We start from the raw sequence: 20,045 nt of genomic DNA, 5'->3' as shown, positions 1-20,045 counted from the left end.
CTGCCGCCTTTATATGGCCCACATGAATCGTCATTTCCCCGACTACACCAGCCTGGATCCCCGTGCGCGGCAATTGCTCCGCACGCTGATCGGCCGCTACATCCAGAGTGGTGAGCCGGTGGGATCGCAGACACTGGCCCGTCACGCGGGGCTGGACGTGAGCGCGGCGACGATCCGCAACATCCTCGCGGACCTGGAGGAGGTGGGACTGCTCAGCGCACCGCATACCTCGGCCGGGCGCATTCCCACGGCCCAGGGCTACCGCCTGTTCGTGGACTCGCTGCTCCAGGTCCGGCCATTGCCGGAAGGCGAGGTCGCACGCCTGCGCAGCGAGCTGCCGGCTGGCTCCGGGACCCAGGCCCTGCTCGGCAGCGCGTCGGAACTACTCTCGGCGATGACCCACTTCGTGGGCGTGGTGAGTGTGCCCCGGCGCGAGCAGTTCGCCTTCCGTCGCATCGAATTCGTCCCGCTGGACGCACAGCGCGTGCTTGCGATCCTGGTGTTCTCGGACAACGAGGTGCAGAACCGGATCATCCAGACGCGCCGCCCCTACGATGCCAGCGAACTGGAGCGTGTCGCCAACTACCTCAACACCCATTTCTCCGGGCGGACGCTGCCGGATATCCGCGCCCGCCTGCTGCGCGAGCTGCGCAGCGCCCGCGACGAGATGGAAACGCTGCTTGCGCAGTCGGTGGAGCTGGCCGAACAGGTACTCGCCCCCAGCCACGATGACATGGTGCTGGCCGGACAGACCCGGCTGATGGGTGTGCAGGAACTGGCCGACCTCGATCGACTGCGCGACCTGTTCGAAGCCTTCGCCCGCAAGCGCGAGATCCTGCAATTGCTCGAGCGCACGGTCCGCGCCACGGGCGTGCGCATCTTCATCGGCGAGGAAACCGGCCTGGCGCCGCTGGAAGGAATGTCGCTGGTGACCGCCCCCTACGCCGCGGGAGGGCAGGTGCTGGGGGTGCTCGGAGTGATCGGCCCCAGCCGCATGGCCTATGAGCGCGTGATCCCGGTGGTGCAGGCCGCTGCGGAGGCGCTCGGGGCCGCGATCCAGCCCGAGCCATCCCGGTAGGCCGTCCCGGTAAGAACCGCGATCGTCGTGCAGTCGCGGGCCCGGGGCGCTTGAATCGGCTTTGCCCCGGCCCCATTGCAGCAGGGTGCGCACTTCGCGCAAGGCAGACCCACGCCCAAGATGACGACCGAACCGATGCAAGAAGCCACCGGCGAGAATCCCGCCGTCACCCCTCCCAATCCCCTCGTCGCCGAGTTGGAAACGCTGAAGGCCGAACTGGCCCAGCTGCGCGAAGAATCGCTGCGCGAGCGCGCCGAGCTGGACAACCAGCGCAAGCGCCTCGCCCGCGATATCGAGATGGCCCGCAAGTTCGCCAATGAGCGCTTGCTCGGCGACCTGCTTCCAGTGGTCGACAGCCTCGAGGCCGGCCTCGCCGTAAAGGCTGACACCGCGCAGCACCTGCGCGAAGGCATGGAGCTGACCTTGCGCCAGTTGCTGAAGGTGGCTGGCGACAACGGCCTGGTTGCGGTCGATCCCGCCGGCAAGCCCTTCAATCCCGAACACCACCAGGCCATGGGCATGGTCGATGGCGACGGCCACGAGCCCGGCCATGTCGTGCAGGTCTACCAGAAGGGTTGGCTGCTGAACGATCGCCTGCTGCGTCCGGCGCTGGTGACCATCAGCAAGCACGACTGATTGGGGCGCGCCGCGGGCGCAGCCGGTCTGCGACGGGCTCGAACGCGCCGCAGCGCGCAGGGGCATCGAGTCACGAGCTGTTCCGCTTGAACTGGCAGCCCCCCAGCCCCAAATAGCGCACATCAGCGGTTCACACCGCCATCAACGACCAAGATTCGCAAGAGGAAACACCAATGGCAAAGATCATCGGCATCGACCTGGGTACGACCAACTCGTGCGTGGCGATCATGGAAGGCGGCAAGGCCCGCGTCATCGAGAACGCCGAAGGCGATCGCACCACGCCGTCGATCGTGGCGTTCACCAAGGACGGCGAAGTGCTGGTAGGCGCCTCGGCCAAGCGCCAGGCGGTGACCAACCCCAAGAACACCTTCTACGCGGTGAAGCGCCTGATCGGCCGCAAGTTCACCGATGCCGAAGTGCAGAAGGACATCGGTCTCGTCCCCTACAAGATCACCCAGCACGACAACGGCGATGCATGGGTGGAAACCGCCGACAGCAAGAAGATGGCGCCGCAGCAGATTTCGGCCGAAGTGCTGGCCAAGATGAAAAAGACGGCGGAAGCCTACCTGGGCGAAACCGTCACCGAAGCCGTCATCACCGTCCCGGCCTACTTCAACGATAGCCAGCGCCAGGCGACCAAGGACGCCGGCAGGATCGCGGGCCTCGACGTAAAGCGCATCATCAATGAGCCGACCGCCGCCGCGCTGGCCTACGGCATGGACAAGAAGGGCGGCGACCGCAAGGTTGCGGTGTACGACCTCGGCGGCGGCACCTTCGACGTGTCGATCATCGAGATCGCGTCCGTCGACGGCGAAATGCAGGTGGAAGTGCTGTCGACGAACGGCGACACCTTCCTCGGCGGCGAAGACTTCGACAAGCGCGTCATCGACTACCTCGTCGACGAGTTCAACAAGGACCAGGGCATCGACCTGCGCAAGGACCCGCTTGCTCTTCAAAGGCTCAAGGACGCGGCCGAGCGCGCCAAGATCGAGCTTTCCTCCGCGCAGCASACCGAAGTSAACCTGCCGTACGTCACSGCSGAYGCYTCSGGYCCGAAGCACCTSAACATCAAGYTGACCCGCGCCAAGCTGGAGTCGCTGGTCGACGACCTGGTCAAGAAGACCATCGAGCCGTGCCGCGTCGCGCTGAATGACGCCGGCCTGCGTGCGTCCGACATCTCCGAGGTGATCCTCGTCGGCGGCCAGACCCGCATGCCGAAGGTCCAGCAGGCGGTCACCGATTTCTTCGGCAAGGAACCGCGCAAGGACGTCAACCCGGACGAAGCCGTCGCCGTTGGCGCCGCGATCCAGGGCGGCGTGTTGCAGGGCGACGTGAAGGACGTGCTGCTGCTCGACGTGACCCCGCTGTCGCTGGGCATCGAGACTCTGGGCGGCGTCTTCACCAAGATCATCGAGAAGAACACGACCGTGCCGACCAAGGCCTCGCAGGTCTTCTCGACCGCCGAGGACAACCAGTCCGCCGTCACCGTGCATGTGCTGCAGGGTGAGCGCGAACAGGCCCGCTACAACAAGTCGCTGGCCCGCTTCGACCTGTCCGGCATCGAGCCGGCGCCGCGCGGCATGCCGCAGGTGGAAGTGTCGTTCGACATCGACGCCAACGGCATCGTCCACGTGACCGCCAAGGATAAGAAGACCGGCAAGGAACAGAAGGTCGAGATCAAGGCCGGTTCCGGTCTGTCGGACGAAGAAATCCAGAAGATGGTGCAGGACGCCGAAGCCCACCGCGAAGAGGACAAGAAGTTCCACGAGTTGGTGCAGGCCCGCAATCACGCCGATGGCCTGATCCACGCTGCCCGCAGCGCGATCAAGGACAACGGCGACAAGGTGCCGGGTGACGTGATTGGCCGTGCCGAAGGCGCGATCGCCGAGCTCGAGACCGCGATGCGCGGCGACGACAAGGCGCAGATCGAAGCCAAGGCCAAGGCGCTGGAAGAAGCCGCGCAGTCGCTGTTCGCTGCGGCCTCCGCTGGCCAGGCGGGCCCGGACATGGGCGCGGGTCCGGCCGGTGCAGGTCCGTCGCAGGATGACGTCGTCGATGCCGAGTTCACCGAAGTCAAGGACGACAAGAAGTCCTGAGGCGAACTGGATAGATGACAGCAATACGACGGGCAGGCCAAGGTCTGCCCGTCGGTGTTTCGGAGTGACGGGGAATGGCAGCAACGATGAGCAAGCGCGACTACTACGAAGTCCTGGGTGTGGCCCGCGAGGCCAGCGATGAAGACCTGAAAAAGGCTTACCGTCGCTGCGCGATGAAGTACCACCCGGATCGCAATCCGGGCGACCACGCTGCCGAAGCATCGTTCAAGGAATGCAAGGAAGCCTACGAAGTCCTGTCGGATGGTTCCAAGCGCCGCATGTACGACCAGCACGGCCACGCCGCGTTCGAACACGGCATGGGTGGCGGCGGCGGTCCGGGAGCGGGTTACGCCGACATGGGCGACATCTTCGGCGACATCTTCGGCAACATCTTCGGCGGTGGCACGGGTGCCCGTGGCCCGCGCCGCGGTGCCGATATCGGCTACGTGATGGAGCTGTCGCTGGAGGAGGCGGTCGGCGGGATCGACAGGAAAATCGAGATCCCCACGCTCGACGAATGCGGATCCTGCAAGGGCAGCGGTTCTTCCGATGGCAAGCTGGAGAACTGCGAAACCTGCCATGGCCGCGGACAGGTGCGTTTCCAGCGCGGCATATTCTCGATGCAGCAGACCTGCCCGCATTGCGGTGGTCGCGGCAAGACCATCGCCAGTCCCTGTGGCGACTGCCACGGACAGGGCAGGGTCGAGCGTACCAAGACCCTCCAGGTCAAGATTCCCGCGGGCGTCGACACCGGCGACCGCATCCGCCTGACGGGCGAGGGCGAAGCCGGCCCGGCAGGTGCGCCTCCGGGCGATCTCTATGTCGAGGTCCGCGTGCGTCCGCACGAGATCTTCGAACGCGACGGCGACGACCTGCACTGCGACGTGCCGATCCGCATCTCGCAGGCCGCGCTGGGCGACTCCGTACGCGTGCCCACGCTCGATGGCGAAGTCGAATTGCGCATTCCGGCCGAGACCCAGACCGGCAAGCAGTTCCGCCTGCGCGATCGTGGCGTCAAGTCGGTGCGCAGCCGCTCCCCGGGCGACCTGTATTGCCGCGTCGTCGTGGAAACACCGGTAAACCTGACCATCGAGCAGCGCGAATTGCTGGAGCAGTTCGAGGCGACTTTCGTCGGCGACGGCGCGCGCAAGCATTCGCCGCGCTCGTCGACCTTCATCGATGGCGTGAAGGGCTTCTGGGATCGGATGACGTCCTGAATCGAAGCAGCGTCCGCCGGGCCTGGACCCGGGTTGCGCGCTTCGTTTCGTGGGTGATGCTGGGAAACAATCGCCCGACACGCTAGCCTGCGCACATGGAAACGCATCCCCGAATTGCCATCCACGGCGCCTCCGGGCGAATGGGCCAGGCGCTGTTGCGGCTGGCTGCCGAACGTCAGGATCTGCAGGTCGTCGCCGCCGTTTCGCGCAAGGTCTCTTCGCGTGCTGTCGACGGCATTCCTCAATTCACCGCGAGCGAGCTGGGTGGACTGCCCGAGTTCGACGTCGCGATCGACTTCAGCCTGGCGGAAGGATTCGACGGAATCCTGTCCGCCTGCGTCGCGCGAAATGCCGCACTGGTTTCCGGCACGACGGGTCTGTCGCCAGCGCAGCAGGAAGCCTTCGCCGCAGCCGCAGCCAGCATCCCGGTGCTGTCGGCCGCGAACTTCAGCCTGGGAGTGGCCGCACTGAGCGAACTCGTCGAGCGCGCGGCGGCTGCGCTGGCGGGCTGGGACTGCGACATCGTCGAATCGCACCATGTCCACAAGAAGGATGCCCCGTCCGGGACCGCGCTCGCCCTTGGAGCCGCGGCGGAGCGCGGCGGGGCGCACCCGCGATACGCGTCCTTGCGCGCCGGGGACATCGTTGGCGAGCACCTGGTCCAGTTCACGACGCTGGGCGAGCGCATCGAGCTCGTGCATCGCGCCACCAATCGCGACATCTTCGCCCGTGGCGCGCTGCACGCGGCGTCGCGCCTTGCCGGCCGTGCACCGGGCCGATACCAATTGCGTGACCTGCTGGACTGACCCAGCGTGCTCCAGGCCCTGTGCCGACCGTGACCGCGCGCACGTTCCAGAACTTGCGCGGAGCGCCCGACGGACGGCAAGTAAACGCTTCATGAACTGCGTCACCATGCCACGTGTTTGGGCGCCGATAGGATGCGGTCTGAACCAGGGGGTAAAGCATGACGATGCAGGGAGATTCGTTTCCGGCAGGAAGCCGAGATCCACAGCTGTTGCTCGCTGCGATGCAGCGCATCAGCCAGGAACAACTGGGCCTCGCGCTCGAGCGCGTACTGCGCCGCGCGGACGATTACCTGTTCGACAGCAGCCAGACCGGCGCGGGCACGGAGCTCACGTCGCTTCGTGACCTCCGCCGCGCTCGCGCCCAGATATCCCAACGCTTCGACCAGTCCATCGCGGGAGCATTCCGCCGGCTGGGGGAAGCACCGATGGGGACGCGCGCCGTCGACGCATCCGCGCTCACCCTGGTATCCGACGATGCCCTGGAAGAACAGCTCGCTACCGAACAGGTCATCGATGGCCTGAGCCGATACCACGCACCGGCGCTGGAATTGCTCGACAAGCGACTGGCGGCTCTGACCGAACGCCCGGTGCTCGCCGCCCGCGATAACCCGGTGGGCCCCAAGTACCTTGCCGAAGGCCTCGGTGCGGCGCTGACGGCCCTGGATGTGACCACGGGCGTGCGCATCGTGTTGTACAAGTTCTTCGAGCGCGAGCTTTCGTCCGGGTTGGCCCCGTTGTACGACCGGCTGAATTCGGGACTGGTTTCCGCAGGCATCCTGCCGCACATCAAGCCGACCAAGCGCGCCGAGCCGCTCCCGCAGCCCACTCAGCAGGCCGGGGAACCGGCCGCGGGGGACGCCGCGACCGTGGCTGTCGCCAACGCGGTCGCCACCCAGTTCGGCATGACCGGCCCGGGCGACCAGATGATGTTTTCCAGCCTGCTGGGGTTGCTGCAATCCTGGCGACAGGCGATGAACCCGGGGCGCGCGGCCGAAGCCGGACCGAGCATGAGCACCTCGGATGTCATGACGGTGCTGTCGAAGTTGCAGCACGAGCCGGCAAAGCCATACGAAAACGTTGCCACGGATTCCCGTGTCCCCCTGGCCGAACAGTTGCGCCGCGACCTGCTGACCGGCGCACGCCGCCTGGGCATGGGCGGCGACAACCTGACCCTGTCCAACATGGACGAAGACGCCGTCGATCTCGTCGGCATGCTGTTCGACGTGCTGCTCGATGAGCGTCATTTCGAAGCCGACGTCCGGACCAAGATCAACCGCCTGCTGGTGCCGTATATCAAGGTCGCGGTAAAGGACCGTCGCCTGTTCCTGTACAAGGCGCATCCGGCCCGCCGGCTGCTCAACGTGGTCGCCGAGGCCAGCGAAGGCAACCGCGGCGAAAGCCCGCAGGAACGCGAGCTGATGGCGCGCGTGGACGGCACCATCGACCGGCTCGTTGCCGAATTCAACGAGGACGTCGCCATCTTCGAGACGCTGGAGCAGGAGCTGCGTTCCTTCATGGAGCAGCACCGCAAGCGCATCGAAGTCACCGAGCGACGTGCCGCGGAAGCCCAGCGAGGCAAGGAGCGGCTTGAACAGGCACGCGAGGGCGTTGCCGGGGACCTGGCCGTCAGCCGCGACACGCGCGAATTGCCGCCCGCGCTCGATGCCTTCATCAATGGCTATACCGCCCACCATCTCACCCAGCTTGTCCTGCGCGAGGGCAAGGACGCGCCGCGTTACGCCGAAGCGATCAACGCGGTCACTTCGTTGCTCGTGAGTTTCGACCATGCCGAACTGGGCGTGCCGTTCGAGAAACTCCCCGAGTTGCCGCGCACGGTAATGGCTTCGATCCTCGAGAGCTCGGGCGTCCATGGCCATGCGGCCGATGAGGTGCTCGCAACACTGCAACGTACCCTCCAGCGGGTATCGGCGGGCGAAAGTGCCGCCGCGGTCGCGGAGCAGCTTCCGATGTCGCAGGTTCCGGCTCCCGAGACCGCGGCTCCCGATCCGGCGGAACTGCAGCTGGTCGGAGGCAAGGACAATCTCGAATTCGACCCGGACATGGCCGAACGCATGCGTGCGCTCGAAGTCGGCACCTGGGTGCAGCTGACCAGCGAAAGCGGGCGGGTCGAGCCCGCCAAGGTGTCGTGGATCAGTCCGATCTCCTCGCGCCTGCTGTTCGTGAACCGGCGCGGCATCCGTGTGCTCGTGGCCTCCGCCGAGGAACTGGCCGCGATGGCGCGGATTGGTCGCCTGCAATTGCGTGAAGCCGGCACGGCCTTCGAAGACGCCATGCACCAGGTGATGGGGAAGCTCAAGGTGAGTACGGCCCCAACCCCCGCCGATTCCGTTGCGGAAGGTTCGCCCCCGGGTATCGCCACCGCCTGACGCCACGGGTCGTCCCGGCAGAGCGCTTGCAGCCGCATGCCGTTGCAGCTTTGCGGCGGGTGAAATTCGCGCTGGCGTATTCGCCGCGCCATCGCTACAATTCCCGCTCGCCTGAACCCCACCCGCCGGACCGGTACTGACCCGAGTCCGCGGTTTGCTGCAGCCTGCGTTCCGCACTTGCGAATGCGCGGTTGCCGGCCTGGTGGGGTCAGTCCCCCCAGCTGCCAAGGCGATCCCCGTGACTGAACCCGCAATCCTTGCACTCGAAGACGGAACGATCTTCGAGGGCATTTCCGCAGGCGCGCCCGGCCTTTCGGTCGGCGAGGTGGTGTTCAACACCGCCATCACCGGCTACCAGGAAATCCTCACCGATCCGTCCTACGCCCGCCAGATCGTCACCCTGACGTATCCCCACGTCGGCAACACCGGCATGACCGAGCAGGACGACGAAGCCAACCAGGTCTGGGCTTCCGGCCTGATCGTCCGCGATGTCCCGCGCCGTCCGAGCAACTGGCGCAGCCAGGTATCGATGCCGGAATGGCTGGCCAAGCGCGGCATCGTCGCGATCTCCGATATCGACACGCGCAAGTTGACGCGCCTGCTGCGCGATACCGGTGCGCAGAACGGTGCGCTGATGGCGGGCGAGATCAACGTGGACAAGGCGCTCGAAGCCGCACGCAAGTTCCCTGGCCTCAAGGGCATGGACCTGGCCAAGGTCGTCACCACGCCCACTGCTTACGAGTGGAGCGACGGCCAGCTCGATCTGGACAACAACGTCTTCGTGCACGCCGATCCGAAGTTCCACGTGGTCGCCTACGACTTCGGCGTGAAGCACAACATCCTGCGCATGCTTGCCGAGCGCGGCTGCCGCGTGAGCGTGGTGCCGGCGCAGACGCCGGCCGCCGATGTGCTGGCGATGAATCCCGATGGCGTGTTCCTTTCGAATGGTCCCGGCGATCCGGAACCGTGCGACTACGCGATCACCGCGATCAGGCAGTTCGTCGATCGCAGGATTCCGACCTTCGGCATCTGCCTGGGCCACCAGCTGCTCGGCCTGGCCAGCGGCGCGAAGACGGTGAAGATGAAATTCGGCCATCACGGCGCCAACCATCCGGTGCAGGACCTGGCCGGCGGCCGCGTGATGATCACCTCGCAGAATCATGGCTTCGCGGTCGATGAATCCACGTTGCCGGCCAATGTGCGGGTGACGCATCGCTCGTTGTTCGATGGCAGCAACCAGGGCATCGAACTGACCGACGCCCCGGCCTTCAGCTTCCAGGGCCACCCGGAAGCGAGTCCCGGACCGCATGACGTAGGACCGTTGTTCGACCGCTTCGTCGCGTCGATGCAGGCGAAGTGAAGGCCGTTGCCGCCAAGCCGACCCGCAAGCGCTTCTGGCGCCGGCCAGCCGTTATCAGGATGGCCGTCATTGCGGTGTTGCTTGGCGCGTACCCTGCCTTCGTCATGACGGCGACGTACACGCAGTGGTTCAAGGCCGGCCTGCCAGGCGGTCGCAACGGCCCGGCGGATGCCTACCGCCACTCGCTTGCCAGCGCCATCGTTGCCTACACCTTGTCGCCGCGTTGCGTGGACTGGGTAACGGCAGTGATGGAGCAGGGCGGGCAGGGCAATGCCGCCCGTGCGATGGACGCGCACAACAACCAGCTCGGCGCGCGTATTGGCGCGACGGCCGATAGCTGGGATGCAATGCAGCAAGCCGTGCTTGCTGCCGTGAAGAATGGTGCGATCGATGCAAGGTCGCCCGAGCAGATTACCTGGCTCGCGCCCCGCGCGTGGCGGGAACGACTTTACTGAGGACACCATGCCCAAGCGCACTGATATCAAGACCGTGATGATCATCGGCGCCGGTCCGATCGTCATCGGACAGGCCTGTGAATTCGACTATTCCGGCGCCCAGGCCTGCAAGGCCCTGCGCGACGAGGGCTACCGCGTGGTGCTGGTCAACAGCAACCCCGCGACGATCATGACCGACCCGAACATGGCCGACGCCGTGTACATCGAGCCGATCAACTGGCAGACGGTCGAGAAGATCATCGCCAAGGAGAAGCCAGACGCGCTGCTGCCGACCATGGGCGGCCAGACCGCGCTGAATTGCGCGCTGGACCTCGCCGACAACGGCGTGCTGGAGAAGTACAACGTCGAACTGATCGGCGCCTCGCGCGATGCCATCCGCATGGCCGAAGACCGCGAACTGTTCCGCATCGCGATGAAGGACATCGGCCTGGAATGCCCGAAGGCCGAAGTCGCGCGGTCGTTCGAACAGGCCGTCGAAATCCAGACCAAGGTCGGCTATCCGACCATCATCCGTCCGTCGTTCACCCTGGGTGGTACCGGCGGCGGCATCGCCTACAACAAGGAAGAGTTCGAGGAGATCGCCAAACGCGGCCTCGAGCTGTCGCCCGTGCACGAGATCCTCGTCGAGGAATCGGTGCTGGGCTGGAAGGAGTTCGAGATGGAAGTGGTCCGCGACAAGGCGGACAACTGCATCATCGTCTGCTCGATCGAGAACTTCGACGCGATGGGCGTACACACCGGTGACTCGATCACCGTCGCTCCGGCGCAGACGCTCACCGACAAGGAATACCAGCGCCTGCGCGATGCCTCTATCGCGGTGCTGCGCAAGATCGGCGTCGACACCGGCGGCTCGAACGTGCAGTTCGGCATCAACGCCACCAACGGCCGCGTCGTCGTCATCGAGATGAATCCGCGCGTCTCGCGCTCCTCGGCGCTGGCGTCGAAGGCGACCGGCTTCCCGATCGCGAAGATCGCGGCCAAGCTGGCGGTCGGCTACACGCTGGACGAACTTCGCAACGAGATCACCGGTGGCAAGACCCCTGCATCGTTCGAGCCGACCATCGACTACGTCGTCACCAAGATCCCGCGCTTCGCCTTCGAGAAATTCCCGCAGGCCGATGCCCGCCTCACCACCCAGATGAAGTCGGTGGGCGAGGTGATGGCGATGGGCCGCACCTTCCAGGAGTCGCTGCAGAAGGCGTTGCGCGGGCTGGAGACAGGCAAGGTCGGACTCGACCCCACCGGCCTCGATCTCGACAGCGAAGTCGGCCTTGCCGCCCTGCGCCGTGAACTGAAGGAACCGGGCCCGGAGCGCATGTTCCATATCGGCGACGCCTTCCGTGCTGGCATGAGCGTTGAAGACGTCCATGCGATGTCCTTCGTCGATCCGTGGTTCCTCGACCAGATCGAGGAAATCATCGCCACCGAGAAGGACGTCGCCGCCGGCGGACTCGCGTCGCTCGGTGCGAAGCGCATGCGCGCCCTCAAGCGCATGGGCTTCTCCGACGCACGCCTGGCCCAGCTCACCGCCACCGACGAAACCGCCGTGCGCACGCTGCGCCGCGCACTCAAGGTCCGGCCTGTGTACAAGCGCGTCGACTCCTGCGCTGCCGAGTTCGCCACCAGCACCGCCTATCTGTATTCGACCTACGAGGACGAATGCGAAGCGGAGCCCACCGACCGCAACAAGATCATCGTGCTCGGAGGCGGCCCAAACCGCATCGGCCAGGGTATCGAGTTCGACTACTGCTGCGTGCATGCCGCGCTCGCCCTGCGCGAGGATGGCTATGAAACCATCATGGTCAACTGCAATCCGGAAACCGTGTCGACCGATTACGACACGTCTGACCGCCTGTATTTCGAGCCGCTGACGCTCGAAGACGTGCTGGAGATCTGCGACCTGGAGAAGCCCAAGGGCGTGATCGTGCAGTACGGCGGACAGACTCCGCTCAAGCTTGCCCGCGCATTGGAGGCCAATGGTGTGCCGGTCATCGGCACCTCGCCGGATTCGATCGACCTCGCCGAAGACCGCGAACGCTTCCAGAAGCTGGTGCAGGACCTGGGCCTGGCACAGCCGCTCAACCGCACCGCGCGCAATCCGGAAGAGGCGCTGCTGCTCGCCTCGCAGATCGGCTATCCGCTGGTGGTTCGTCCGAGCTATGTCCTCGGTGGCCGCGCCATGGAAATCGTCCATGGCGACTCGGACCTGACCCGCTATATCCGCGACGCCGTGAAGGTATCGAACGACTCGCCGGTGCTGCTCGACCGCTTCCTCGACAATGCCGTGGAAGTCGACGTCGACGTCATCGCCGACAAGGACGGCAACGTCCTGATCGGTGGCGTCATGGAGCACATCGAGGAAGCCGGCGTGCACTCGGGCGACTCTTCGTGCTCGCTGCCCCCGTATTCGCTGTCGAAGGAAGTGCAGGACAAGTTGCGCGTGCAGGTGGTGGCGCTGGCCAAGGCGCTCAATGTGGTCGGCCTGATGAACACCCAGTTCGCGATCACCTTCGACGAAGCCGGCAACGACACCGTTTACCTGATCGAAGTGAATCCGCGCGCCTCGCGCACCGTGCCGTTCGTGTCGAAGGCGACCGGCATGCCGCTGGCGAAGATCGCGGCGCGCTGCATGGTCGGGCAGACGCTGGCGGAGCAGGGCGCGGTCAAGGAAATCATTCCCGACTACTACTCCGTGAAGGAAGCGATCTTCCCGTTCGCCAAGTTCCAGGGCGTGGATCCCATCCTCGGCCCGGAGATGCGCTCGACGGGCGAAGTGATGGGCGTGGGCCGCAACTTCGGCGCGGCGATGGCCCGCGCGCAGGAAGCCGGCGGCATCAAGGCCCTGCCGGCCACCGGCAAGGTCTTCATCTCGGTGCGCGATCCCGACAAGCAGCGCGTGCTGCCGGTGGCACAGGACCTGATCAAGCGCGGCTATGTACTGGTGGCCACGGAGGGTACGCATGCGTTCCTGACGGAGAACGGGCTCGCGTGCGAGCGGATCAACAAGGTGCTCGAGGGCCGTCCGCACATCGTCGATCTGATCAAGAACGGCGAGGTCGTCTATATCGTCAACACCACGGAAGGCCGCCAGGCGATCACCGACTCGTTCTCGATCCGGCGCGAGGCCCTGCAGCAGCGCGTGACGTATTCGACGACGGTCTCCGGCGCCCGTGCGCTGGTGAATTCGCTCGATTACCGCGGCACCGGTCCCGTGTGGTCGTTGCAGGAACTCCACGCAGAAGTGAACGGAACCGCCTGATTTCGCCCTCATAGCGGCGCATGACGGGATGACGGCCCGGGCGATCTGGGCCAGAATCGCCACAGAAAGGCCGCGCTGACGCGCGGCAGGTACCTGGAAGGAAAATGCGAGCACCCATCACCATGAAAGGCGCGCAACGCCTGCGCGCCGAGCTGGACGAACTGAAGTCGGTCAAGCGCCCGGCCGTGATCAACGCGATCGCCGAAGCGCGTGCCCATGGCGATCTCAAGGAGAACGCCGAATACCACGCTGCCCGTGAGCAGCAGGGCTTCATCGAAGGCCGCATCAAGCAGCTCGAGGCCGAGCTGTCGCATGCGCAGGTCATCGACGTGTCGTCGCTCAACGCCGGTTCCCGCGTCGTCTTCGGCGCGACCGTCGAACTGGCCGATGCCGACACGGACGAAGAAAAGACCTACCAGATCGTTGGCGACCTCGAAGCCGACATCAAGATGGGCCTGATCGCGATTTCCTCGCCGGTGGCGCGCGCCCTGATCGGCAAGCACGAGGGCGATACCGTCACCATCGAGGCGCCGGGCGGCACCCGCGAATACGAAATCATCGGCGTCAGCTACCAGGCCTGAGCCGTTGACCCGGATGAGTTCGGCAACACTGCTGCTGCCGGCCCGCGACAGTTTCGGCGGGCAGCGCCTGACGCCGGAGGTGGCGAAAGCGCTTGGCCGCGGCGATCGCGACTCGCTGGCGGGCGCACAGCACGCACGCCTGTTCGACATCCTGCCGCGCGGCTGGCCCGTGGCGGCCGTGACGCGGCAGCGCGACGCCGGTGACGCTTCGCAGTCCGCCTGGTTGCGTGCGGATCCGGCCTACGTGCGACCGGACATCAACGGTGCACGGTTGCTGGCCTATGGCACCGCACTCGCGCTGACACCGGAAGAAGTCGATGAACTGCTGCGGCCATTACGGCCCCTGTTCGGAGATTCGGGATTCACGATCGACGCCCCTGTGCCCTCGCGCTGGTACCTGCGTTTGCCTCGCGAAGCGCGGCTGCCGGTCTTCCATGGCCCCGATGAGGCGCTGGGCGCGGACCTGTTCGAGCATTTGCCGGACGGTCCCGAGGGCCGGCGCTGGCGCGCCCTGTTGAGCGAGGCACAGGTCGTCCTGCACAACCACCCCGTAAATGCCCGACGCGCCGCGGTCGGCAAGGCACCGGTGAATTCGCTGTGGTTCTGGGGGGCGAGCGCAATGCCGGACCATGTCACCACGACGCACACCGCGATCTTCAGCGACGACGACGCCGTGCACGCATTCGCGACGATGGCCAAGGCGGTGGCGATGCCGCTGCCCGGGCGGTGGGGGCAGGTGGAGGGCCAGAGCGTTTTCGACTTGCGCTACGTACGCGATCTGGCGCTGCTGCAGTCGCAATGGATGGAGCCGCTGCTCGGCGCGCTGCGTTCCGGTGATGTGGCAACCGCTTCGCTCGAATTCGCCGACGGAATCCGGTTCGTGCTGAGGGCAGGTCAACGCTGGCGCTTCTGGCGCCGCCCATTGCCGTCGATCGCGGCATGAAGGCGAAACCGCGGCTGGTCCGCCGCCCGCCGGCCGGAACCAACGATTGGCCCGAGGGGTTTCCGGGGCTGCTCGCGCGTCTGTATGCGGCACGCGGGGCCGTCAACCTCGAGCAGGCCCAGCCCAGACTCGCGAAGCTGTTGCCGCCCGATCTGCTCGGGATGGATGCGGCGATCGCATTGCTGTCGGATGCCATGGCCGATGGCAGCCATATAGTCGTTGTCGGCGATTTCGATTGCGATGGTGCGACCGCCTGCGCGGTCGGCGTCCGCGGCCTGCGCCTGCTCGGCGCGCGACATGTCTCGTATGCGGTGCCCAATCGAATGGTGCATGGCTACGGTCTGTCGCCTTCGCTGGTGGAAGAGCTCGCTGCGTTGAAGCCCGACCTGCTGGTGACCGTCGATCACGGCATCGCCTGCCACGCCGGTATCGCCGCCGCGAAGGCGCAAGGCTGGAAGGTGCTCGTCACCGACCATCATCTCCCCGGGGACACGTTGCCGGCGGCCGATGCGATCGTCGATCCGAACCAGCGTGGCGACGCATTCCCCAGCAAGGCGCTCGCCGGCGTCGGCGTCATGTTCTACGTGCTGCTGGCATTGCGTAAGCATCTTCGCGCAGCAGGGCGGTTCACTACGGGCGAGTTCACGACGGGAGAACCGGACCTGCTGCCATTGCTGGACCTGGTCGCGGTCGGCACCGTCGCCGACCTGGTGCCGCTGGACGTGAACAACCGTGCCCTCGTCAGTGCCGGCCTGCGCCGCCTGCGCGCGGGGCAGGGCTGCGCAGGCCTGCGTGCCCTGATCGAAGTCTCGCAGCGCGCCCCGTCGCGACTGACCGCCGCCGATATCGGCTACGCGATCGGCCCGCGACTGAATGCCGCCGGCCGGCTCGAGGACATGGCCCTGGGCATCGAGTGCCTGCTGACGGACGACTTCGAACAGGCCCGCGACATCGCTGCCACGCTCAACGAGATCAATGGCGAGCGTCGCGCCGTGCAGCAGCAGATGACCGAGGAGGCGGAACTGGCGCTGTCGCGCGTGGCGCCGCTGGACGGTCTCGCCCCCAGTGCGCTCTGCCTCTACGACCCCGAATGGCACCCGGGCGTGGTCGGGCTGGTGGCGTCGAAGATGAAGGAACGGCTGCACCGGCCGGTGATCGCCTTCGCGCCGGCCGAGCCGGGAAGCCAGGTGTTGCGCGGGTCCGCCCGCTCGATCCCGGGCTTCCATATCCGCGATGCGCTGGCGGACGTGGCCGCGCGCCATCCCCACCTGATCGGGCGCTTCGGCGGCCATGCCATGGCTGCCGGCTTGTCGCTGGATCTCGAATCCCTGGCGGCATTTACCGATGCCTTCGCGCAATGCGCGGCCGCCGCGCTGACTCCGGAACTGCTGCAAGCCGATGTCCTCAGCGACGGCGAGCTGGCGGCGAACGAGTTCGACCGTGCCATGGCCGAGGCCCTGCGCGACGGCGGACCGTGGGGCCAGGGGTTCCCCGAACCGCAGTTCGATGGCGAATTCGAGGTGCTGTCCTGGCGGGTACTGGGCGAGCGCCATCTCAAGTTCGAACTGGGCCTGGCCGGCAGGCGCCTCAATGCCATCGAGTTCGGTGGCTGGGGCGGTGAGCCTCCGCCGGGGCGGGTCCGCATCGCGTACCGGCTCGAACCCGACGACTATCGAGGCGGCCAGGCCGTGCAGTTGGTGGTTGTCCACCGGGAGCCCTGATCAGCCGTTTGTCCAATTGACGGAATGCCAACAAACGTGGACATAAGCTGAATGTTCCCCCACGGAGCCGTGCCATGCCACTGACCGTCAATATCGAGCTGTCGGACAAGGATCTCGAGCACTTCAACCACGCTGCCGACAAAGCGCGGGCACTGGCCGAAGGCAAGTCCAACAAGGAAATCATCGATGGCGCGACGCAGTTGCTGTCGAATGCGCAGCAAAGCAATCCGCCCGAATTCGTGAAGCAGCGGCTGTTCCTGCTGGACACGTTGATCGCCATGCTCCGGGACGAAGGCTGGGCGATGTCCGAGGCGGACGCCAAGCATGTGCGCTGCGCCCTGGTCTACTTTGCCGTGCCTGGCGACGCCATTCCTGACGACGTGCCGGTCCTGGGCTTCCTGGACGACGCGATCATGATCGAGCTGTCCGCCCGTGAGCTGCAGCACGAGATCGATGCCTATGCCGACTTCTGCGAATTCCGCCAGAACGAGGCCGATCGGCGTGGGTTGGCGCCGGACACCGTGGGCCGGGCGAACTGGCTGGACAGCCGTCGCGAGGAGTTGCAGGAACGCATGCGCCGCCGCCGTGAACGTGAGTCGGTCTCCGGTTTCGGGCGGGGATACGGCAGCAGCAGCGGGTACGGGCCGGTCCGCAGCTATACGAACACCGGCTGGCGGCCCGGATTCAAGGTCTCCTGACAGGGAAAATCCGAGGGCACGGTCCCGGGCGGTTTGTTAGAATTTCCGGTTTCCTGATCGAACCAAACCGGACATGATCGAACTCAATCCCGTCCGCCAGCGCATCGCCGACCTTCGTGGTCGGCTGGATGCGCTTAGGGGGTACCTTTGACTACGACCAAAAAGTCGAACGTCTCGAAGAAGTAAACCGGGAGCTGGAAAGCCCCGACATCTGGAATAACGCGGAATACGCACAGACCCTGGGCCGCGAACGTTCGCAGCTGGAGAGGGTGGTGAACGGCATTCGCGATCTCACCGACGGACTCGTCGGCGCCGGCGAACTGCTGGAACTGGCCGAGATGGAAGACGACGAGGACACCGCCGTGGCGGTGGTCAACGACGTCGAGAGCTACGCCAAGGAAGTGGAGAAGCTGGAATTCCGGCGCATGTTCTCCGGCAAGATGGACTCGGCCAACGCTTTCGTCGACATCCAGGCCGGCGCCGGCGGCACCGAGGCCCAGGACTGGGCCGAAATCCTCCTGCGCATGTACCTGCGCTGGGCCGAATCGCGCGGCTGGAAGGCCGAACTGATGGAAGCCAGCGGCGGCGACGTCGCCGGCATCAAGTCGGCGACCGTGCGCGTCGAGGGCGATTTCGCCTACGGCTGGCTCAAGACCGAAACCGGCGTGCACCGCCTGGTACGCAAGTCGCCGTTCGACTCCGACAACCGCCGCCATACCAGCTTCACCTCGGTGTTCGTGTCGCCGGAAGTCGATGACAACATCGACATCGACATCAATCCTGCGGACCTGCGCACCGACGTCTATCGCTCCTCCGGCGCCGGCGGCCAGCACGTCAACAAGACCGAGTCCGCGGTGCGCATCACCCACATTCCTTCGGGGATAGTGGTGGCGTGCCAGACCGGCCGCAGCCAGCACCAGAACCGCGACAACGCGATGAAGATGCTGGCGGCCAAGCTGTACGAACTCGAGATCCAGAAGCGCAATGCCGAACGCGACGCGGTCGAAGCGACCAAGTCCGACATCGGCTGGGGTAGCCAGATCCGCAACTACGTGCTCGACCAGAGCCGCATCAAGGACCTGCGTACCGGCATTGAGCGCAGCGACACGCAGAAGGTACTGGACGGTGACCTCGACGAGTTCGTCGAAGCCAGCCTGAAGGCGGGCCTCGAAGCGGGCTCGAAACGCATCGACGCGGCCTGATACCTTGGCGGCGCGGATTCGCGCCAGCCCTTCCGCCCCGGGGTGCTCCCGGGGCCAATCGCAATACCACTCACTCGACACCACGATGACCGACGCCACGACCCTGCCGCCCGATGAGAACTTCCTGATCGCCGAGCGCCGCGCCAAACTGACGGCGCTGCGCGGACAGGGCGTGGCGTTTCCGAACGACTTCCGTCGTGCCGATTACGCCGGCGACCTGCAGGACCAGTACGCAGGGGTCGAGCAGTGGGGCGCCGAAGCGCTGGAAGCCGAGGCGCACCGCGTCGCAGTCGCCGGCCGCATCATGCTCAAGCGGGTGATGGGCAAGGCCAGCTTCGTGCAGATCCAGGACGAGACCGGGCGCATCCAGTTGTTCCTGCAGAGCAACGTGCTGGGCGATGTCTACGAAGCGTTCAAGGGCTGGGACGCCGGCGACATCGTGGCTGCCGAAGGCGCGCTGACGCGCACGAAGACCGGCGAACTGTCGGTCAGGGCGGACAAGCTGCGCCTGCTGACCAAGTCGCTGCGTCCTTTGCCCGACAAGTTCCACGGGCTCGCCGACGTCGAACAACGCTACCGCCAGCGCTACGTCGACCTCATCGTGTCGCCGGAATCGCGCGAAGTGTTCGTGAAGCGTTCCAAGATCATTCGAGCGATTCGTGCATGGCTCGACGCGCGCCGGTTCCTCGAAGTCGAAACGCCGATGATGCATTACATCCCCGGCGGTGCCGCGGCGAAGCCGTTCGTCACGCACCACAACGCGTTGGACCTCGAACTCTTCCTGCGCGTGGCCCCGGAGCTGTACCTCAAGCGCCTGACGGTCGGCGGCTTCGAGCGTGTCTACGAAATCAATCGTAATTTCCGCAATGAAGGCGTGTCCACGCGCCACAATCCGGAATTCACCATGCTCGAGCTGTACGAGGCCTATGCCACGTACAACGAAGTCATGGACCTGACCGAAAACCTGATCCGCGACGTGGCGGTCGAAGTACTCGGCACCACGATGATGGAATGGGACGGCGCCACCATCGACGTCGGCCCGGCTTTCCGCCGCTGGCGCCTGGACGAATCCGTGCGCGAGAAGAATCCGGAAATCAGCGCCGCCGATTGCCGCGACCGCGACGCGCTGGTGAAGCATTGCGAGCGCCTGCGCATTCCGGTCAAGGCCGGTCATGGCTGGGGCAAGCTGCTGCTGGAAATTTTCGAGAAGACGGTCGAAGGCAAGCTGGAGCAGCCCACCTTCATCACGCACTATCCGGTCGAAGTCTCGCCGCTCGCGCGCGAGAGCGACACCGAGAAGGGCATCACCGACCGTTTCGAACTGTTCGTCAACGGCAAGGAGCTGGCCAACGGATTCTCCGAGCTCAACGACCCCGAAGACCAGGCCGCCCGATTCCAGGCGCAGGTGGAGGCGAAGGAGGGCGGCGACGATGAGGCCATGCATTTCGATGCCGACTACATCCGCGCACTCGAAGTCGGCCTGCCGCCCACGGGCGGCCTGGGGATCGGCATCGATCGACTGGTGATGCTGATGACGGGCTCGGCTTCGATCCGCGACGTATTGCTGTTTCCCTACATGCGCCCCGAGGCCTGAACGCAAGCGCAC

The 20,045-nt window shown here is 65.8% G+C and carries 15 protein-coding genes; all 15 read left to right on the top strand.

Annotated features, from left to right (window positions below):
* Window positions 1-22: 22 nt before the first annotated feature.
* Complete coding sequence (gene hrcA, locus ACXJJ9_RS14570; protein ID WP_310052766.1) at window positions 23-1,078, top strand: heat-inducible transcriptional repressor HrcA; 1,056 nt, start codon at window positions 23-25, stop codon at window positions 1,076-1,078.
* A gap of 120 nt (window positions 1,079-1,198) precedes the next feature.
* Complete coding sequence (gene grpE, locus ACXJJ9_RS14565; protein ID WP_457097846.1) at window positions 1,199-1,714, top strand: nucleotide exchange factor GrpE; 516 nt, start codon at window positions 1,199-1,201, stop codon at window positions 1,712-1,714.
* 173 nt (window positions 1,715-1,887) lie between these two features.
* Window positions 1,888-3,810: a molecular chaperone DnaK gene (dnaK, locus tag ACXJJ9_RS14560; protein ID WP_457097845.1), complete on the top strand. Its 1,923-nt coding sequence runs from the start codon at window positions 1,888-1,890 to the stop codon at window positions 3,808-3,810.
* A gap of 86 nt (window positions 3,811-3,896) precedes the next feature.
* The gene (gene dnaJ / locus ACXJJ9_RS14555) at window positions 3,897-5,027 is read left to right on the top strand and encodes a molecular chaperone DnaJ (protein ID WP_457097873.1); all 1,131 of its coding nucleotides are present in this window, start codon (window positions 3,897-3,899) and stop codon (window positions 5,025-5,027) included.
* 95 nt (window positions 5,028-5,122) lie between these two features.
* Window positions 5,123-5,833 carry a 4-hydroxy-tetrahydrodipicolinate reductase gene (gene dapB / locus ACXJJ9_RS14550; RefSeq protein WP_457097844.1) on the top strand — a complete coding sequence of 237 codons (711 nt, stop codon included), beginning with the start codon at window positions 5,123-5,125 and terminating at the stop codon, window positions 5,831-5,833.
* A gap of 158 nt (window positions 5,834-5,991) precedes the next feature.
* Entirely contained in the window at window positions 5,992-8,220 is a 2,229-nt protein-coding gene (locus tag ACXJJ9_RS14545; RefSeq protein WP_457097843.1) for a DUF1631 family protein, read from the top strand.
* A gap of 238 nt (window positions 8,221-8,458) precedes the next feature.
* Window positions 8,459-9,580 carry a glutamine-hydrolyzing carbamoyl-phosphate synthase small subunit gene (gene carA, locus ACXJJ9_RS14540; protein ID WP_457097842.1) on the top strand — a complete coding sequence of 374 codons (1,122 nt, stop codon included), beginning with the start codon at window positions 8,459-8,461 and terminating at the stop codon, window positions 9,578-9,580.
* The gene (locus tag ACXJJ9_RS14535; RefSeq protein WP_457097841.1) at window positions 9,577-10,035 is read left to right on the top strand and encodes a DUF6973 domain-containing protein; all 459 of its coding nucleotides are present in this window, start codon (window positions 9,577-9,579) and stop codon (window positions 10,033-10,035) included. Before carA ends, ACXJJ9_RS14535 begins: the two co-directional genes overlap by 4 nt.
* Window positions 10,036-10,042: 7 nt before the next feature.
* Complete coding sequence (carB, locus tag ACXJJ9_RS14530) at window positions 10,043-13,294, top strand: carbamoyl-phosphate synthase large subunit (RefSeq protein WP_457097840.1); 3,252 nt, start codon at window positions 10,043-10,045, stop codon at window positions 13,292-13,294.
* A 104-nt stretch (window positions 13,295-13,398) separates the two neighbouring features.
* On the top strand, window positions 13,399-13,875 hold the full coding sequence (gene greA, locus ACXJJ9_RS14525; protein WP_310052755.1) for a transcription elongation factor GreA: 477 nt from the start codon (window positions 13,399-13,401) through the stop codon (window positions 13,873-13,875).
* A gap of 13 nt (window positions 13,876-13,888) precedes the next feature.
* Window positions 13,889-14,818: a phosphoglycerate mutase gene (locus tag ACXJJ9_RS14520; RefSeq protein ID WP_457097839.1), complete on the top strand. Its 930-nt coding sequence runs from the start codon at window positions 13,889-13,891 to the stop codon at window positions 14,816-14,818.
* Window positions 14,815-16,539: a single-stranded-DNA-specific exonuclease RecJ gene (gene recJ / locus ACXJJ9_RS14515; RefSeq protein ID WP_457097838.1), complete on the top strand. Its 1,725-nt coding sequence runs from the start codon at window positions 14,815-14,817 to the stop codon at window positions 16,537-16,539. Before ACXJJ9_RS14520 ends, recJ begins: the two co-directional genes overlap by 4 nt.
* A 74-nt stretch (window positions 16,540-16,613) precedes the next feature.
* On the top strand, window positions 16,614-17,237 hold the full coding sequence (locus ACXJJ9_RS14510) for a YkvA family protein (protein WP_457097837.1): 624 nt from the start codon (window positions 16,614-16,616) through the stop codon (window positions 17,235-17,237).
* 73 nt (window positions 17,238-17,310) lie between these two features.
* Window positions 17,311-18,439, top strand: a protein-coding gene (gene prfB / locus ACXJJ9_RS14505; protein ID WP_310052748.1) for a peptide chain release factor 2 whose coding sequence is annotated in 2 segments (ribosomal slippage) — window positions 17,311-17,385 and window positions 17,387-18,439 — 1,128 coding nt in all. Because the reading frame shifts where the segments join, the coding sequence is not laid out codon by codon here.
* A gap of 85 nt (window positions 18,440-18,524) precedes the next feature.
* The gene (gene lysS / locus ACXJJ9_RS14500) at window positions 18,525-20,033 is read left to right on the top strand and encodes a lysine--tRNA ligase (RefSeq protein WP_457097836.1); all 1,509 of its coding nucleotides are present in this window, start codon (window positions 18,525-18,527) and stop codon (window positions 20,031-20,033) included.
* Window positions 20,034-20,045: the final 12 nt, after the last annotated feature.

The sequence above is a fragment of the Lysobacter sp. P5_B9 genome (genome assembly GCF_054049835.1).
The sequence above is the reverse complement of the archived record's forward strand: the minus strand, read 5'-3'. Positions and strand labels throughout refer to the sequence as shown.

What these genes read in the sequence shown, in the direction of transcription:
- ACXJJ9_RS14510 (WP_457097837.1), top strand. Translation starts at nt 16,614, where the DNA reads ATGCCACTGACCGTCAATATCGAGCTGTCGGACAAGGATCTCGAGCAC.
- lysS (WP_457097836.1), top strand. Translation starts at nt 18,525, where the DNA reads ATGACCGACGCCACGACCCTGCCGCCCGATGAGAACTTCCTGATCGCC.
- greA (WP_310052755.1), top strand. Translation starts at nt 13,399, where the DNA reads ATGCGAGCACCCATCACCATGAAAGGCGCGCAACGCCTGCGCGCCGAG.
- ACXJJ9_RS14520 (WP_457097839.1), top strand. Translation starts at nt 13,889, where the DNA reads ATGAGTTCGGCAACACTGCTGCTGCCGGCCCGCGACAGTTTCGGCGGG.
- recJ (WP_457097838.1), top strand. Translation starts at nt 14,815, where the DNA reads ATGAAGGCGAAACCGCGGCTGGTCCGCCGCCCGCCGGCCGGAACCAAC.
- grpE (WP_457097846.1), top strand. Translation starts at nt 1,199, where the DNA reads ATGACGACCGAACCGATGCAAGAAGCCACCGGCGAGAATCCCGCCGTC.
- hrcA (WP_310052766.1), top strand. Translation starts at nt 23, where the DNA reads ATGAATCGTCATTTCCCCGACTACACCAGCCTGGATCCCCGTGCGCGG.
- dapB (WP_457097844.1), top strand. Translation starts at nt 5,123, where the DNA reads ATGGAAACGCATCCCCGAATTGCCATCCACGGCGCCTCCGGGCGAATG.
- ACXJJ9_RS14545 (WP_457097843.1), top strand. Translation starts at nt 5,992, where the DNA reads ATGACGATGCAGGGAGATTCGTTTCCGGCAGGAAGCCGAGATCCACAG.
- dnaJ (WP_457097873.1), top strand. Translation starts at nt 3,897, where the DNA reads ATGAGCAAGCGCGACTACTACGAAGTCCTGGGTGTGGCCCGCGAGGCC.
- carB (WP_457097840.1), top strand. Translation starts at nt 10,043, where the DNA reads ATGCCCAAGCGCACTGATATCAAGACCGTGATGATCATCGGCGCCGGT.